This is a genomic window from Limosilactobacillus ingluviei DSM 15946 (genome assembly GCF_001435775.1).
Lineage (GTDB): Bacteria > Bacillota > Bacilli > Lactobacillales > Lactobacillaceae > Limosilactobacillus > Limosilactobacillus ingluviei.
This window is the reverse complement of record NZ_AZFK01000005.1, coordinates 82,766-96,946: the sequence shown is the minus strand read 5'-3', so window position 1 is coordinate 96,946 and position 14,181 is coordinate 82,766. Positions and strand designations below refer to the sequence as shown.

Sequence of the window (14,181 nt, the reverse complement as noted above, 5' to 3'; positions counted from 1 at the left end):
ATTGGCTAGCATGAGGGGGAACAGTCATGGAACAGGTAACGCTTGAAGCAATTCCACAAGTTCAAGTTGCGCCGGTTCAAACCCGCCGGCGGCAACGCATCGGGTTATATGGGGGAACCTTTAATCCCGTTCATACCGCGCATTTAATGGTTGCGGATCAGGTTGGCCATGCGTTGCGTTTGAATCGGGTCGACTTTTTACCAGATGCCGTGCCACCGCACGTGGATAAAAAAACGGCCATCGATGCCACCGACCGGGTTGCCATGTTGCGCTTGGCAATTCAAGATAATCCGCTCTTTGGTCTTGAGTTGGCGGAAATTCAGCGGGGTGGGGTCAGTTATACTTACGAGACGGTTAAACAGTTAAAGGAAGCCCATCCAGAAAATGATTACTATTTTATCATTGGGGGCGACATGGTTGATTACCTGCCGAAATGGTACCGCATCAATGATTTATTGAAAATCGTCAATTTTGTCGCGGTGCGCCGGCCAGGCGCCAAAAATGAAAGTCAATATCCCGTGATTTGGGTTGATGTACCAGAAGTGCAGATTGCCTCAAGCGATATCCGCCAACGGGTTGCCCAGGGGGAATCAATTCGCTACTTGGTACCAACGCGCGTGGAGCAATATATAAAGGAGCATGATTTGTACCATGGCAGAAATTAAGTATCATAAACATTACTTACCCCTCAGTCGGCCGGAGCTGGTCGAGCGCTTAAAAGCGGCATTAAAACCGGCCCGGTTTGAACACGTCTTACGGGTTGAGCAGACCGCCTTGACCTTAGCTAAGGCCAATCACGTTGATTTAGAAGCCGCCAGTGTGGCAGCTTTGTGTCATGATTATGCTAAGCAACGCCCGGATGAAGATTTCGTGCGGGTGATCAAGGCTAACCACTTGGCACCGGAATTATTGAACTATGGCAACGCTATTTGGCATGGGGTTGTCGGCGCGGAGTTGGTAAAGGCCGAATTAGGGGTCCAAAATGAAGATATTTTGAATGCGATCCGGCAGCATACGACCGGGGCAGCCTTTATGACCCCCTTGGCCCAGGTCATTTACATGGCTGATTACATCGAACCCGGCCGTGATTTTCCGGGCGTTGAGCGGGCCCGCGAACTAACGAAAAAGAACTTGGCGTTTGGGGTAGCCTACCAAACGCAGCAAACTTTAACGTACCTGACCCAAAAGGGCAAGCCAGTTTATCCGAAGACCCTGGCGACTTACAATGCTTGGGTCCCACCATACAGGAAGGAAATTAAATAATGGAAAGTAAAACACTCTTAGAAAAAGTTGTTAAAGCAGCCGATGGGCGGCGGGCGGAAGACATTGTGGCCATGCAAGTCGACCAATTGACGCCGATGGCGGATTACTTTGTTACGATGACGGGGAGTTCGAACCGGCAGGTCCAAGCAATTGCCAACGCGATTGTGGAGATGGCCCACGAAAATCACGTGGAAATTGGCAGCGTCGAAGGGAAAGATGCGGCCCAATGGATTTTAATTGACTTAGGGGACGTTGTTGTACACGTCTTCCGTGAAGAAACGCGGCAGTTCTATAACTTGGAAAAATTATGGTCGGAAGCGCCCCTGGTTAATCTGTCAGCGTGGCTGAGTGACTAATGATTTATCAAACCTTTGCACAGCTGTATGATGAATTGTTTGATCCCCAGCTGTACGATGATTGGTTGCAATTTGTTCAAGCTCACGTACCGGCGGGACGCCATCTTTTGGACTTGGCCGGTGGGGCTGGCCGGTTGGCGGTATTATTGGCGCAAGCTGGTTATCGGGTCGTTGATGCGGATTTTTCGGCGGAAATGTTGGCATTGGCAGACCAACATCGGCAGGCGGCGGGAGTCGACTTTGACTTGGTGGAAGCTGATATGCGGGACCTCAGTGGCTTGCCCAAGTACGATGCAATCACTTGCTTTGCCGATTCCTTGTGCTACCTACCAGATTTAGCGGCCGTAACGGCAACTTTCCGGGCCGTGTACGAGCACTTGGTGCCGGGGGGCTACTTTTTATTTGACGTGATTACCCCCTACCAAACGGATGAGGTTTACCCGGGTTTTACCTATAATTTTGAAGATCCTGATCACGCCCGGGCCTTTTTGTGGGCCAGCTATGCTGATGATGCGATCGCCCATGGGGTTGTGCACGACCTCGCGTTTTTCATTCGCCAAGGTGACGGCAGCTATCAACGAATTGGCGAGCAGCACTTTGAGCGGACCTATCAGCAGGCAGATTTACGAGCCGCTTTAGAGGCAGCGGGCTTTGCCGACGAGCAGATCCAAGTCAGTGCCGATTTTGGCCGCCAAAAACCGGCAGCGCAAACGGCCCGGTGGTTTTTTACCGTCCAAAAGCCTGGTCAAGCAGTAAAGGGGTGAGTAGGATGAAAGCAGTGGGCCTGGTTACCGAATACAATCCATTTCATAACGGTCACCTCTACCACTTACAGACGGCCAAACGCTTAACCCAAGCCGATGTGGTAGTGGTGGTGATGAGTGGAAATTTTACCCAGCGGGGTGAACCAACCATTGTCGATAAATGGACCCGGGCGCAAGAAGCGCTGGCTAATGGGGCTGACCTTGTGGTTGAATTACCGCTTTTCGACGCTGTTCAGCCCGGGCAACGGTTTGCGACCGGGGCGCTGCGTTTACTAAATGACTTACAAGTTGCTGCGGTCGTTTTTGGGGCTGAGCATCCGGCTTGGGATTTTGAACGGTTGGTGGCAGCCGAAGCATCCTTTGCGGCGCCGGCATTTACTGATTACCGGGCGACTTATGCTACTCAGTTTAATGCGGCATTGGTCCAGCAAACCGGGGTGAGTCTAGTCGATCCTAACGACATTTTGGCTTTTTCGTACTTTAAAGCCCGCGCTGAACACAAGTGGTCAATGGAGCTGTACCCGATCCAACGGCGGGGCAGTGGTTATCATGATCAATCGTTGCAAACCACTTTGGCCAGTGCCAGTGCCATTCGCCAGGCGGTCCAAGACCGGACCGACATTGATGACGTGGTCCCAGCCCAAACGGCTCAGGACTTGGCAAATTTATCAGTCATCCCCAATTGGCAAGCGCTCTACCCGCTGTTGCGCAACCACTTGATTCAAGCGCCGGTAACCGAATTACGGCACATCTATTTAATGAGTGAAGGCCTGGAATATCGGATGAAAGAAGCGGCCAGTCGGGAGCTGACGTTTGATGGCTTTTTGCACGCCGTGAAAACGAAGCGCTATACCTTTGCCCGGTTATTGCGGCTGTGCTTATATACGGTCTTAGAAGCGACCCAAACGGAGGTCTTAAATGCGCAGCCTTACCATCACGTGCTGGGTTTTACGGCCCCGGGGCGGGCGTATTTACATGCGCTGAAAAAGACCGTTCAATACCCGTTGATCACTAAGGTGGATGCGGATAAAAAAGCGACCCTGATGAATTTGGATTACCGGGCAGGGAAGCTGTATCAACTCTTTACCCCAGTGGAGCAAGATTTAAAACACGCCCCAATCATTAAGCTGTCAAGCAAAAAACATTGACATGGCTGATCACGCCGCGTATAATAAAACGCGTTGCATTAGGAGGAACAAGGATGAAGTGGACCTTAAGTGAACTTCGCCGCTATGCAGATGAACCAATGCATCTGCAAAAGCAGTTAGAGTTAAATGATGCAATGAAGGCGCGCTTTCCGGATCAAATTTTAGCGGTTGCCCCCGTTAAGATTGACGGAAGCATGATGTATGAACGCGGGGATGCGACGATCTTTGCGACCGTTAAAACGACGGTCACCGTCCCATCAACGCGTTCGTTAACCCCGGTTGAGCTCCCGTTGGACTTTTCTTTTACGGAAAGTTATACCAATGACCAAACGCACCTTGACCGGTATGAAGAAGCCCAGACGCTGGCCTTTTTGCTCGATGATGCCCAAACGCCGATTGATTTTGAAGAAGCGGTGATGGAAAACATTATTGAGCAAATTCCCAGCCGGGTGTTGACGCCTTTAGAAGCTGCTGGTAATTCAATGCCCCAAGGTAAAGGATGGGACGTCCAAGAAGAAGGGGCGGTGGCTTCTGAAGCTAATGATTCTGTTGATCCACGTCTCGCTAAGTTAAAAGAATTATTTCCTGATCAGGACTCAAAGCATTAGCGAACGGTTAAAAACCAAAAGTGGATAAATTACATCTAAGGAGGTGTAACACATGGCTGTTCCAGCACGGAAGACGTCTAAGACGCGGAAGCGCAATCGTCGCGGTCACATCAAGTTGACTGTTCCTGGTTTGGCACCTTGCCCAAACTGCGGTGAATTGCGGAAGTCACACATGGTTTGCCCATCATGTGGCTACTACGATGGCAAGCAAGTTGTTAATGCCAACAACTAATGCCGTTTAACCGAAAAGATCCTCTCTAGGCGCCGGACCTGAGGGGATCTTTTTTTATGGGGAAATCCCGGGCCTGCCTAGGGAAAATCGGCGGGGTATGCTAAAATGTTGATAAGACTGAATAGATTTATGAGAGTAGTGAAGGTGATAAAATGAGTCGAATTTTGATTATCGAAGATGAAGAGAACTTGGCCCGCTTCGTTGAACTGGAATTAAAGCATGATGGTTATGAAACCGATGTTGAGCTGGATGGTCGGGCCGGGTTGGAAGCGGCTTTGAACCAAGACTTTGACGTCATTTTGTTGGACCTGATGCTGCCAGAATTAAACGGGATTGAAGTGGCCCGTCGGGTGCGCGAAGTTAAGGATACGCCAATCATTATTATGACCGCGCGGGACTCGGTGATTGACCGGGTTTCTGGTTTGGACCACGGGGCCGATGACTACATCGTCAAGCCGTTTGCCATTGAAGAACTGTTGGCCCGGGTCCGGGCCTTATTGCGCCGGATCAGTATTGAAGGTGGGGCCAACGGCGGCCACCAAACGACGGTGAACTACAAGGACTTGACGATTGAAAAGGAAAACCGGGTCGTTCGCCGCGGTGATGAAATCATTAACCTGACCAAGCGGGAGTACGAATTGCTGTTGATCCTGATGGAAAATATCAACGTGGTGATGTCCCGGAAGGAATTATTAAGCAAGGTATGGGGCTATGATGCCAAGGTCGAAACGAATGTTGTGGACGTATACGTTCGTTACTTGCGCAATAAGATTGATCGGCCGGGTGAAAAGAGCTACATTCAAACGGTCCGGGGGACGGGTTACGTCATTCGGTCGTAGAAAAAGAGGCGCAGTATGGAAAATGAGCAAACCAAGCCAAAGTTTGTCTCATTGAAGGTGAAGTGGGCCCTCGGGACGGCGGTGGGCTCACTGTTGATCTCCTTGGTGGTTGTAACGGTCCTGTTTGGCAGTTTTACCAGGGATTTGTTGCACCAGGAGCGTCGGGCCCTCAAGGACAATTTGGTCACCATTAGTCGCCAGTTAGGCGAAGTTACGACCAGCAATAATTTGACCAGTCAGCAGGTGAATGACTTACTGCAAAAACGGACTGCCCCGCTAAAGGGAACGGACGCCGGCAAAGTTTATCAGCGCCCGGTGATTCAAGGCTTCTCTAATTCGCATTTAGTGGTGGGGATTTATAATCGCGACCAACACTTGGTCTTTACGACGGGCCAATTAAAAAAGCCGTTTCACGCGGTTAAGGACGAACAAATCAAGTTGGTCGCCGGACGACACCACAAGGTGCTGGTGGGGCGGATTCCGGTGTATAATCACCAGACCCAGCGCCTTACGGGGTATTTGCAAATTGAAAACAACCTCAACAATTACTACCAACGTTATCAACGGCTGTTGTTGATCAGCAGCCTGGCTTTAACGTTGGTGGTGATTGCCAGTGGCCTGTTGGGCTACGGCTTATCCTACTTGATTTTACGGCCCTTAGACGATATTCAAACCACAATTTTGGCTTTACGGGATGACCCGACCAAAAACCAACGGGTCCCCGAGTTAAACCGGCACGATGAATTAGCTGAATTAAGCCAGATTTTTAATGCGATGCTCGACCGGATGCAACGCTATATTGAGCAACAGTCCCAGTTTGTGGGGGATGTTTCGCACGAATTACGGACCCCGGTGGCGATTATTCAAGGCCATATGCAAATGTTGCAGCGGTGGGGTAAGGATGATCCGCAAGTCTTGGAAGAATCCATTCCAGCGGTGATTGCGGAAACCAACCGGATGAACAGCCTGGTACAAGAGATGTTGGACTTGTCACGGGCGGAACAAGTGGAATTAAATTTCCATGATGCCACAACGCCCGTGCGGGAAGTGGTGCATCAAGTTTACAATAACTTTAAGATGATTCATCCCGATTTTGAATTCATGTTGGATGATGATTTGCGGCATGATGAAGTGGTGAAGATTTACCGGGATCACTTAGAACAAATTTTAATTATTCTCTGTGACAACGCCGTGAAATATTCTGGTGAGCAAAAGCGGATCCACTTGTCGCTTTCCCGCAACCTCCAGGCCGTTGAAATTGGGGTACAAGACTTTGGGGAAGGAATTTCCCCGGCGGAACTGTCGAAAGTCTTTGACCGGTTTTACCGGGTCGACAAAGCCCGGAGCCGCAAGAAGGGGGGCAATGGGCTCGGTTTAGCCATTGCCAAGCGCCTGATCGAAGGTTACCACGGGACGATTACCGTGGAAAGTCAGGTCGGTTCCGGTTCCCTGTTCCGCTTAACCTTACCAATTGTGCCAACCAATACCACACCTAAAGTGGCCGGTAAGGGGCGCAAATATCACGATAAAAAAGAACATTCATAAAGCAAAAGCCAGCTGAACCGTAGATGCCGGATCAGCTGGCTTTTTGGGTTAAATTAGGATTCCTTGGCAATGATCAAGCTCATGTTGAACGGCTTGAGCAGCGATGCCGCTTAAGCTTAACCGTTGCAATTGACCATGTTGATCCAAGTAGCGGACCGTGATTTCTTGGTAACGAGTAGTCGGGCGCTGTCCATTTAAGGAGAGACAGCCCTCGGTGGTTTGATAGGGGTGCCGCTTTTTTTCTAGGACGGGATTGAGCATGGCGACGTTAACGGGGCCAAGGCAGACGGCAATGATTTGTTTATGCACTCCGATCATATTGGCCGCCATCCCAATACATTCGGCTTGGTGGGCAGCTAAAGTTGCTAAGAGCTCTTGGGCGACCGGCCAGTCGGCTAAGGTTGCGGGAACACTGGGTTGTTGCAAGCTCAGGGGGTTACGATTGATAGGCTGGGTCATGAAATTTTCCTCCATTAATCTTAAAAAGACTGGTCAGCCAAGCTGAAGCTTGACGGCCAGTCCGAAATAATTACTTTGGCTTTCGGTGTTGCTTTCCGGCGTTACGCTGTTTACCAGCGTTGCGGGGCTTGGTTGGCGTAGTGTTTTTCAACGCGTTGATGGCTGCCGTGGGTTTAGTTGTCGTGGGCTGAGCAACAACCTTGGTTGGTTTTGGTTGCGGCCGGTTGGCCAATTCTTTTTTGATTTGCTTGCGCCATTGGGGGCGGTAGGCGTTAATCATTAGCGTTTGTAAGATGGCAAACAGTCCCCCGATAAAGAAGTAAACCCCGAGGCCGGCGGAAGACGATAAGCTGATTCCCCCGATCATGACCGGGTTTAAGAACAGCATCATCCGCATTTGCTTCTTTTGCTCCGGCGTTACCCCCACCATTGACAACCAAGCTTGAACAAGGTAAGCCACAAAGGATAGGGCGGCTAATAGGAAGCTGGGTTTTCCGAGGGGAATCCCCATAAAGGTGGCGACTGACAACTCCGGTGAGTAGCGAATGGCGTTGTACAGCGCGGTAAAGATTGGAAGTTGGATTAAAAGCGGCAAGCACCCGATCCCACCAACCATTGAAATATTGTTATCCCGGTAAAAGGCCATCATTTCTTGGCCAATCGCGGCTTGTTCTTCAGGGGTTTTGGCCTGCTTTTGCTTTTCTTGTAAGGCCCGCATTTGCGGTTGAACCATCGCCATGCGTTCTTGCATCAACGTTGATTTTTTCATTTGACTCATCATTGATGGTAAGAGGATCAATCGCACAATAATCACAATGACGACGATGGACCAGCCATAGCTGCCTCCCATGTGTTGAGCAATAAATTCCATCAAGTGTTGCATCGGTTTGGCCAGGTAGTCATAGACCATGCCGTAGGGCTTGCCATCCTTGACCCGGACACAGCCGGACAGGAGGACTAACAAACTGGCGAGGGCACTCAGCGTCCCGAGCCGTTTAATTTTTTTCATTGGTAAACCATCCTTCAGTAAGATTATCATCACTAAAAAATAATCATACCCGATTTACACCTAAATTGCTACTTTTGTTGCTAATTGGTAATTTTAAAAGTCCGCCACTTTGCCAAGGGTTGGGGTTGGATGTGGACTTCCTCCACCCGGCAATACGGATTAGGGCCAGCCTTAATGGCGAGGACAAAGGCTTTGACGTCACTGGCCGGGCCTTGGACGTTGATTTTAACTTGGCCATCGGGAAGATTTTCAACCGTTCCGGTCAGGTGGTACTGGCGGGCGAGCAGGAGAGTGGCATAGCGAAAGCCGACCCCTTGGACCCGGCCGGAAACAAAAATTAAGTAGTTAATCATTAAGCTGCTCCTTTAAAAATGTTATAATAGTTTAATTGAGGTGATAAAATGCGGGAACAATTAACGTCTATTAAGAACCAACACGTTAAAGACTGGAAAAAATTAGCCACCAAGCGGGGCCGGGAAAAATTTAATGCCTACTTGTTAGATGGCTGGCATTTAGTTGAAGAAGCCCTCAAAAGTGGGGTGACCTTAACGGCTTTAATTGGGACGGCCGATGAGTTGGCCGCTCACGAAGACATTGTAGCACGCTTTGACCGGGTCTACGAAGTTACGCCGGCGATCCTAAAGCACGTTTTGGACACGGTCACGCCCCAAGGCATTGCAGCGGTGGCCCAACTGCCCAACCACCGCTTCCAACCAGGGGTGGATCTGAAGGGGGCGTGGCTCTTGCTTGATCGCGTCCAAGATCCCGGCAACGTGGGAACCATGATTCGGACCGCGGATGCGGCTGGCTTTGCTGGCGTTGTGGCCAGTGCGCAAACGGCGGATCTGTTTAGTCCCAAGGTAGTGCGCTCAATGCAAGGCAGTCAATTTCATTTACAATTGTTCACTGGCGACTTAAGGAAATGGATTGCCGACTTTAAAGCCGCGGGGAAACCAGTGTATGGGACCCAATTAAATCCAGCGGCGCAAAGCTTTCGTCAGGTACACCCGGGTCCGGATTTTGCCTTAATCATGGGCAATGAAGGGCATGGGATGGCCAGTGACCTGTTGGCGGCGACCACGACCAACCTTTACATTCCAATGAAGGGGGCGGCCGAATCCTTAAACGTGGCGGTATCGGCCGGAATTTTAATGTTTGAATTGAACCGCGCGGCGTTGACGGACTAAACTTTCAAAAGCAGAAAAAAGTCAGGAAATTCTTAAGACTTACCAAAAGGAAGCAAAACGGTTCCCCTTTAAGGAGAAATCGTGTAAAATGATGGCAACAAAATAGAAAAGGAGCAATCTAGTGCATGAAAACAAGGGATGAATGGCGCAAGGACGAGGAATACGTGGCGTTAGTAGCGGACTTGTTGGCGCAACCGGCGGTGCAAAAGCTCGCCAACTATACCCAACATCATCACTCTGACCGCTTGCAACATTCGCTTTCGGTTTCTTATGACAGTTACCGAATTGCCAAGCGGCTTCACTTAGATTACGTGAGCACAGCGCGGGCGGGCTTGTTGCACGACTTGTTTTACTATGATTGGCGCACGACCAAATTCGATTTGGGGACGCACGCCTTCATTCATCCGCGGGTAGCGTTACGCAATGCGGAGAAGTTAACCCCGTTGAACCCCAAGGAAAAAGATATTATTTTAAAGCACATGTTTGGTGCAACTTTGGCCGTACCACGGTATGCAGAAAGTTTGATTGTTTCTTTAGTTGATGACTATGAAGCGCAAGCTGAATTCTTTGGCCCCTTAAAGCGGCGGTGGCAAGCGCGCATGCAGAGTCGACGATTGGTAAAAAATTAATTTGTTTGGTTGGAGGGGATTGTTATGAGCAAGGAAATGACGTTAGCGGGTGATGATTTTAGCCTGTGTCCGAAGTTTGCAAAGACTTTTTCGATTCTGGGCAAAAAGTGGAATGGAATGATTATTGAAGTGCTGTTGCACGAAAAGACCCAGCGGTTCAAAGATCTGGCTGGGCACGTAGCGAAGTGTTCCGATCGGGTGCTTTGTGAACGTTTAAAGGAATTAGAGCAAGAAGGGATTGTGGAACGCAAGACCTTCCCGGGGGAAAGTCGGATTGAATACTGCTTGACGGATCGCGGGGCGGAATTGGCCCCAGTGATGGCCGCTGTCCATGCTTGGTCTGATAAATGGTGTGAGGCTGAGCTTGACCAAATGCAAAAGATTGGTTAGAATGTAGCAGTGTTTATAAAGACGTTGAAGGAAATTAGTAGTTCTGGCAGCTCGTCAGGGAGGCTCATCAGTGACTGGAAGTGAGCCCGGGCTTAAAGGATGAATTTCACTTCCCGAGTTGGGGCCACCCCCGGTTGATGACCGTTATCAATCAATGAGTGTATAGCATAGCTATAAACTAGGGTGGTACCGCGAAGCCTCGTCCCTTGCTGGACGAGGCTTTTTTTACTACCCCAATTATTGCATACCATCGTGGATGAGGAGGATAAAATGGGCTTACGAGAAAAATTGGAAGAATTGCGCAAGCAAGGGATCCAAGAAATTAAAGCGAGCGCCGACCTGGATCACTTAAATGACATTCGGGTCAAAATGTTGGGTAAAAAAGGTCCCTTGACGACCGTTTTGCGGGGGATGAAGGACCTTAGCAAAGAAGAGCGACCAAAGGTGGGGAAGTTTGCCAATGAAATTCGGGACGAACTGGCCCAAGCCTTAGAAGCCAAGAAAGCTGAATTAGCGACCGCCCGGCTCAATGCCAAGTTGGCAGCGGAAACCCTGGACGTAACCTTACCCGGGACCCCGACGGTCCAAGGGCAACCCCACGTAATCCAACAAATTATTGACCAGCTGGTTGATCTGTTCGTTGGGATGGGCTATCAAGTGGCCGTGGGAGACGAAGTGGAACAAGATGAATATAACTTTGAACGGTTAAACCTGCCCAAAGATCACCCGGCCCGCGACATGCAAGATACCTTTTATGTGACGCCATCCGTTTTGATGCGGACCCAAACGTCACCAATGCAAGCGCGGATGATGGAAAAGCACGATTTTGCGAATGGGCCGTTGAAGATGATTTCACCCGGAAAAGTTTACCGGCGCGATACTGATGACGCGACGCACTCTCACCAATTCCATCAGGTCGAAGGTTTGGTCGTGGGTGAACATGTCACGATGGCCGATTTAAAGGGGACCTTGGAAGTCGTCGCCAAAACCCTGTTTGGGGATGAATTAGCCGTCCGGTTGCGGCCGAGCTACTTCCCATTTACTGAACCATCCGTTGAAGCTGACATTACTTGTTTTAACTGCCTGGGCCAGGGGTGTGCAATCTGTAAGCACACTGGTTGGCTGGAAGTCTTAGGGGCCGGGATGGTTCACCCGAACGTGTTGAAGATGTCAGGGGTTGATCCAGAAGTATACGGAGGCTTTGCCTTTGGGTTGGGGCCTGATCGCTTTGCGATGATTAAGTACGTGGTCGAAGACATTCGTGACTTCTACCAAAATGATGTTCGTTTCCTGAACCAATTCAACCAGAAAGGATAGCCGCATGAAAGTTTCATACCAATGGTTAAACCAATATTTGCCCCTGGAAGAAAAGGGGATTCAACCAGCCGCGTTAGCCGAAAAACTAGCCCGGACTTCGGTTGACATCAATGACGTCTACTCACCAATGGACGGGTTAAAAAAGTTGGTGGTCGGGCTGGTCGTGGCCTGTGAACCACACCCGGATTCCGATCACTTAAACGTCTGCCAAGTCCAAGTCAGCGAAACGGAAACCCTGCAGATTGTTTGTGGGGCTCCGAACGTGCAAGTTGGCAAAAAAGTTATCGTGGCCTTGGTGGGGGCCCGCATCAAAGATAACATTAAGATCAAGCGCGGCAAGATCCGGGGCGTTGAGTCCAATGGGATGCTGTGTGCCTTACAAGAAATTGGCTTCAGCGAGCAAGTGGCGCCAAAGGATTATGAAGCCGGGATTTGGTTCTTACCAGATGATGCTGTTGTCGGGGACGCCGTCTACCCGTACTTAGGGATGGACGATACGATCATTGATACTGACCTGACGCCAAACCGGGGTGACATGCTTAGTATTTTTGGGAACGTCAATGACCTGGCGGCGATCTATGATCTGCCAAACGGCTTTGAGAGTCATCCGGTCGTAGAAAGTGATGAGGCGATGGCTGATCAATTATCAGCGACCTTGGCGGATGAAGCAATTGCGCCGGCCTACGAAATGCGTTTAATCAAGCACTTGCACGTGGCGGACAGTCCAATGTGGCTGCAAATTAAATTATGGAACGCCGGGATTCGGCCGATTAATAACGTGGTTGACATTACTAACTACATCCTGCTGAAGTACGGGCAACCCTTGCATGCCTTCGATTACGCTAAGTTGCCAAGTCACCAAATTACGGTGCGCCATGCCCAAGCTGGTGAACAGTTGACGACGTTGGATGGGGAAGCCCGGAGTTTGCAGGCCAGTGATATTGTCATTGCGGCGGGCGAAGAAGCGGTGGCCTTAGCCGGGACGATGGGCGGTCAAAGCACGATGGTCGATGAACAGACGACCAGTGTGGCCTTGGAAGCCGCAATTTTTGATCCGGTCATGGTCCGCAAGCAAGCCCGGCGCTTAGATTTGCATTCCGAATCCTCAATGCGCTTTGAACGGGGCATCAACCCAGAAACTCTGCACCAGGCCTTGGATGAAGCGGCTTACTGGTTAGCTGAATTGGCCGGCGGGCAGGTTGTGGCTGGGAAAGCGGTCGCTGCCCGGCCCCAATTTGCCGACCGCGAAATTACGCTCTCGGTGCGGCGGGTCAACCATGTCTTAGGGACGGAATTGACCATGGCAATGATTGAACAGCTGATGGTCCGGTTAGACTTTGCGGCGCATTCTCTTGATGATGATCAATTGGTCGTGGCGGTCCCGGCCCGGCGTTGGGATATTGAATTGCCGGCGGACTTGTACGAAGAAATCGCCCGTTTATACGGCTATGATAATTTACCATCAACCTTACCAACCATGACCAAGACGGCTGGTGGGTTGACGGAAACGCAAGCCCGGTTGCGGGCCAGTCGCCACACATTGGAAGGCCTTGGCTTAACGCAAGCCATTTCCTACTCTTTGACTACCGTTAAGCGGGCCCAACAATTCCGGGTGGCTCCAGACCAAACTCAACCAATGCAATTGGATTACCCAATGAGTTCGGATCACGTGGCAACGCGGATGAGCATCATTAGCGGGCTGTTATTGGACGTGGCGTACAACCACGCCCGGAAAGTGGCCGATGTGGCCTTGTACGAACAAGGGCGCGTCTTTCTTCCGCAAGGCGGTGAACGGCCGTTAGAAGAAGAACATGTTGCAGGGGCAGTGACGGGGCACTTAACTCCGGCCAACTGGCACCAAGCGGCCCAACCAGTTGATTTCTATGCCTTGAAGGGGATTGTGCAAACCTACTTGCAAAACCTGGCCGTGGCTGGTGAGATTACTTACGTGGCCGATTCCAGCCGCCCAGAAATGCACCCGGGGCGGACGGCCAACATTTTATTGGACGGCCAAGTGGTTGGGTTCTTAGGCCAAGTGCACCCATCATGCGCGGCAGAATATAAGATTCCTGAAACCTACGTCTTTGAGCTGAACTTAGCGGCGCTTTTGGCAGCACCAAAGCGCGATAAGCACTATGTTCACATCAGCAAGTACCCGGCAGTCACCCGTGATATTGCCTTGTTGGTTGACCAAACAATTACCAACCAAGCAATCGTGGCGGCAATCAAGCAAAAGGGCGGCGCTTACCTTAAGCAGGTGCAATTATTCGACTTATACCGGGGGGAACACTTACCGGCCAATAAGAAGTCCTTGGCTTACACGTTGACTTACCAGGCCGATGATGCCACTTTGAAGGAAGACGACGTCAACCAAGCCTTTGAAAAAGTTGTGGCGCACTTAACGACGACCTTGGGCGCCGAAATTCGATAATAAT

17 protein-coding genes are annotated in these 14,181 nt (G+C 50.5%); 14 read left to right on the top strand and 3 right to left on the bottom strand.

Annotation, left to right across the window (positions count from 1 at the left end):
• The first annotated feature begins 26 nt into the window (after window positions 1-26).
• The 9 genes from FC43_RS01355 (at window position 27) to FC43_RS01320 (ending at window position 6,755) form a co-directional block, all read left to right on the top strand.
• A complete protein-coding gene (locus FC43_RS01355; protein ID WP_056953521.1) occupies window positions 27-665 on the top strand; it encodes a nicotinate-nucleotide adenylyltransferase in 639 nt (212 codons plus the stop codon).
• The gene (yqeK, locus tag FC43_RS01350; protein WP_019205696.1) at window positions 652-1,263 is read left to right on the top strand and encodes a bis(5'-nucleosyl)-tetraphosphatase (symmetrical) YqeK; all 612 of its coding nucleotides are present in this window, start codon (window positions 652-654) and stop codon (window positions 1,261-1,263) included. Before FC43_RS01355 ends, yqeK begins: the two co-directional genes overlap by 14 nt.
• The gene (gene rsfS / locus FC43_RS01345) at window positions 1,263-1,619 is read left to right on the top strand and encodes a ribosome silencing factor (protein ID WP_056953519.1); all 357 of its coding nucleotides are present in this window, start codon (window positions 1,263-1,265) and stop codon (window positions 1,617-1,619) included. The genes yqeK and rsfS overlap by 1 nt, the downstream gene beginning before the upstream one ends.
• A complete protein-coding gene (locus FC43_RS01340; protein WP_056953517.1) occupies window positions 1,619-2,383 on the top strand; it encodes a class I SAM-dependent methyltransferase in 765 nt (254 codons plus the stop codon). Before rsfS ends, FC43_RS01340 begins: the two co-directional genes overlap by 1 nt.
• Before the next feature lie 5 nt (window positions 2,384-2,388).
• The gene (locus FC43_RS01335; RefSeq protein ID WP_056953515.1) at window positions 2,389-3,531 is read left to right on the top strand and encodes a nucleotidyltransferase; all 1,143 of its coding nucleotides are present in this window, start codon (window positions 2,389-2,391) and stop codon (window positions 3,529-3,531) included.
• Window positions 3,532-3,584: 53 nt separating this feature from the next.
• Window positions 3,585-4,139 (top strand): YceD family protein, encoded by a 555-nt coding sequence (locus tag FC43_RS01330; protein WP_056953513.1) that lies wholly within the window; start codon window positions 3,585-3,587, stop codon window positions 4,137-4,139.
• 52 nt (window positions 4,140-4,191) lie between these two features.
• Entirely contained in the window at window positions 4,192-4,371 is a 180-nt protein-coding gene (gene rpmF, locus FC43_RS10725; protein ID WP_081583797.1) for a 50S ribosomal protein L32, read from the top strand.
• Between the two features lie 152 nt (window positions 4,372-4,523).
• Window positions 4,524-5,210, top strand: coding sequence for a response regulator transcription factor (locus tag FC43_RS01325; protein WP_019205691.1), 687 nt, complete (start codon window positions 4,524-4,526; stop codon window positions 5,208-5,210).
• Between the two features lie 15 nt (window positions 5,211-5,225).
• Complete coding sequence (locus tag FC43_RS01320; protein ID WP_082611424.1) at window positions 5,226-6,755, top strand: HAMP domain-containing sensor histidine kinase; 1,530 nt, start codon at window positions 5,226-5,228, stop codon at window positions 6,753-6,755.
• Between the two features lie 48 nt (window positions 6,756-6,803).
• On the opposite strand, the gene FC43_RS01315 is transcribed toward FC43_RS01320, so the two are convergent.
• The 3 genes from FC43_RS01315 to FC43_RS01305 all read right to left on the bottom strand — a co-directional run bounded on the left by FC43_RS01315 (window position 6,804) and on the right by FC43_RS01305 (window position 8,576).
• Entirely contained in the window at window positions 6,804-7,214 is a 411-nt protein-coding gene (locus tag FC43_RS01315) for a peptide deformylase (protein ID WP_056953511.1), read from the bottom strand.
• Window positions 7,215-7,284: 70 nt separating this feature from the next.
• Window positions 7,285-8,223 carry a membrane protein insertase YidC gene (yidC, locus tag FC43_RS01310; protein WP_056953510.1) on the bottom strand — a complete coding sequence of 313 codons (939 nt, stop codon included), beginning with the start codon at window positions 8,221-8,223 and terminating at the stop codon, window positions 7,285-7,287.
• 80 nt (window positions 8,224-8,303) lie between these two features.
• A complete protein-coding gene (locus tag FC43_RS01305; protein ID WP_019205687.1) occupies window positions 8,304-8,576 on the bottom strand; it encodes an acylphosphatase in 273 nt (90 codons plus the stop codon).
• A 48-nt stretch (window positions 8,577-8,624) separates the two neighbouring features.
• Here FC43_RS01305 and FC43_RS01300 point away from each other — a divergent pair, with 48 nt between their 5' ends.
• The 5 genes from FC43_RS01300 to pheT all read left to right on the top strand — a co-directional run bounded on the left by FC43_RS01300 (window position 8,625) and on the right by pheT (window position 14,177).
• On the top strand, window positions 8,625-9,410 hold the full coding sequence (locus FC43_RS01300) for a TrmH family RNA methyltransferase (RefSeq protein ID WP_056953508.1): 786 nt from the start codon (window positions 8,625-8,627) through the stop codon (window positions 9,408-9,410).
• 125 nt (window positions 9,411-9,535) lie between these two features.
• A complete protein-coding gene (locus tag FC43_RS01295) occupies window positions 9,536-10,039 on the top strand; it encodes an HD domain-containing protein (protein WP_019205685.1) in 504 nt (167 codons plus the stop codon).
• A gap of 24 nt (window positions 10,040-10,063) precedes the next feature.
• Window positions 10,064-10,429, top strand: coding sequence for a winged helix-turn-helix transcriptional regulator (locus tag FC43_RS01290; RefSeq protein WP_019205684.1), 366 nt, complete (start codon window positions 10,064-10,066; stop codon window positions 10,427-10,429).
• A 270-nt stretch (window positions 10,430-10,699) separates the two neighbouring features.
• Complete coding sequence (locus FC43_RS01285) at window positions 10,700-11,746, top strand: phenylalanine--tRNA ligase subunit alpha (protein WP_056953505.1); 1,047 nt, start codon at window positions 10,700-10,702, stop codon at window positions 11,744-11,746.
• A gap of 4 nt (window positions 11,747-11,750) precedes the next feature.
• Window positions 11,751-14,177, top strand: a complete 2,427-nt coding sequence (gene pheT, locus FC43_RS01280) for a phenylalanine--tRNA ligase subunit beta (protein ID WP_056953504.1) — start codon at window positions 11,751-11,753, stop codon at window positions 14,175-14,177.
• The last annotated feature ends 4 nt before the right edge of the window (window positions 14,178-14,181 follow it).

Excerpts from the sequence above, each read along its gene's own strand:
- FC43_RS01355 (WP_056953521.1), top strand. The coding sequence starts at position 27 with ATGGAACAGGTAACGCTTGAAGCAATTCCACAAGTTCAAGTTGCGCCG.
- yqeK (WP_019205696.1), top strand. The coding sequence starts at position 652 with ATGGCAGAAATTAAGTATCATAAACATTACTTACCCCTCAGTCGGCCG.
- rsfS (WP_056953519.1), top strand. The coding sequence starts at position 1,263 with ATGGAAAGTAAAACACTCTTAGAAAAAGTTGTTAAAGCAGCCGATGGG.
- FC43_RS01340 (WP_056953517.1), top strand. The coding sequence starts at position 1,619 with ATGATTTATCAAACCTTTGCACAGCTGTATGATGAATTGTTTGATCCC.
- FC43_RS01335 (WP_056953515.1), top strand. The coding sequence starts at position 2,389 with ATGAAAGCAGTGGGCCTGGTTACCGAATACAATCCATTTCATAACGGT.
- FC43_RS01330 (WP_056953513.1), top strand. The coding sequence starts at position 3,585 with ATGAAGTGGACCTTAAGTGAACTTCGCCGCTATGCAGATGAACCAATG.
- rpmF (WP_081583797.1), top strand. The coding sequence starts at position 4,192 with ATGGCTGTTCCAGCACGGAAGACGTCTAAGACGCGGAAGCGCAATCGT.
- FC43_RS01325 (WP_019205691.1), top strand. The coding sequence starts at position 4,524 with ATGAGTCGAATTTTGATTATCGAAGATGAAGAGAACTTGGCCCGCTTC.
- FC43_RS01320 (WP_082611424.1), top strand. The coding sequence starts at position 5,226 with ATGGAAAATGAGCAAACCAAGCCAAAGTTTGTCTCATTGAAGGTGAAG.
- FC43_RS01315 (WP_056953511.1), bottom strand. The coding sequence starts at position 7,214 with ATGACCCAGCCTATCAATCGTAACCCCCTGAGCTTGCAACAACCCAGT.
- yidC (WP_056953510.1), bottom strand. The coding sequence starts at position 8,223 with ATGAAAAAAATTAAACGGCTCGGGACGCTGAGTGCCCTCGCCAGTTTG.
- FC43_RS01305 (WP_019205687.1), bottom strand. The coding sequence starts at position 8,576 with ATGATTAACTACTTAATTTTTGTTTCCGGCCGGGTCCAAGGGGTCGGC.
- FC43_RS01300 (WP_056953508.1), top strand. The coding sequence starts at position 8,625 with ATGCGGGAACAATTAACGTCTATTAAGAACCAACACGTTAAAGACTGG.
- FC43_RS01295 (WP_019205685.1), top strand. The coding sequence starts at position 9,536 with ATGAAAACAAGGGATGAATGGCGCAAGGACGAGGAATACGTGGCGTTA.
- FC43_RS01290 (WP_019205684.1), top strand. The coding sequence starts at position 10,064 with ATGAGCAAGGAAATGACGTTAGCGGGTGATGATTTTAGCCTGTGTCCG.
- FC43_RS01285 (WP_056953505.1), top strand. The coding sequence starts at position 10,700 with ATGGGCTTACGAGAAAAATTGGAAGAATTGCGCAAGCAAGGGATCCAA.
- pheT (WP_056953504.1), top strand. The coding sequence starts at position 11,751 with ATGAAAGTTTCATACCAATGGTTAAACCAATATTTGCCCCTGGAAGAA.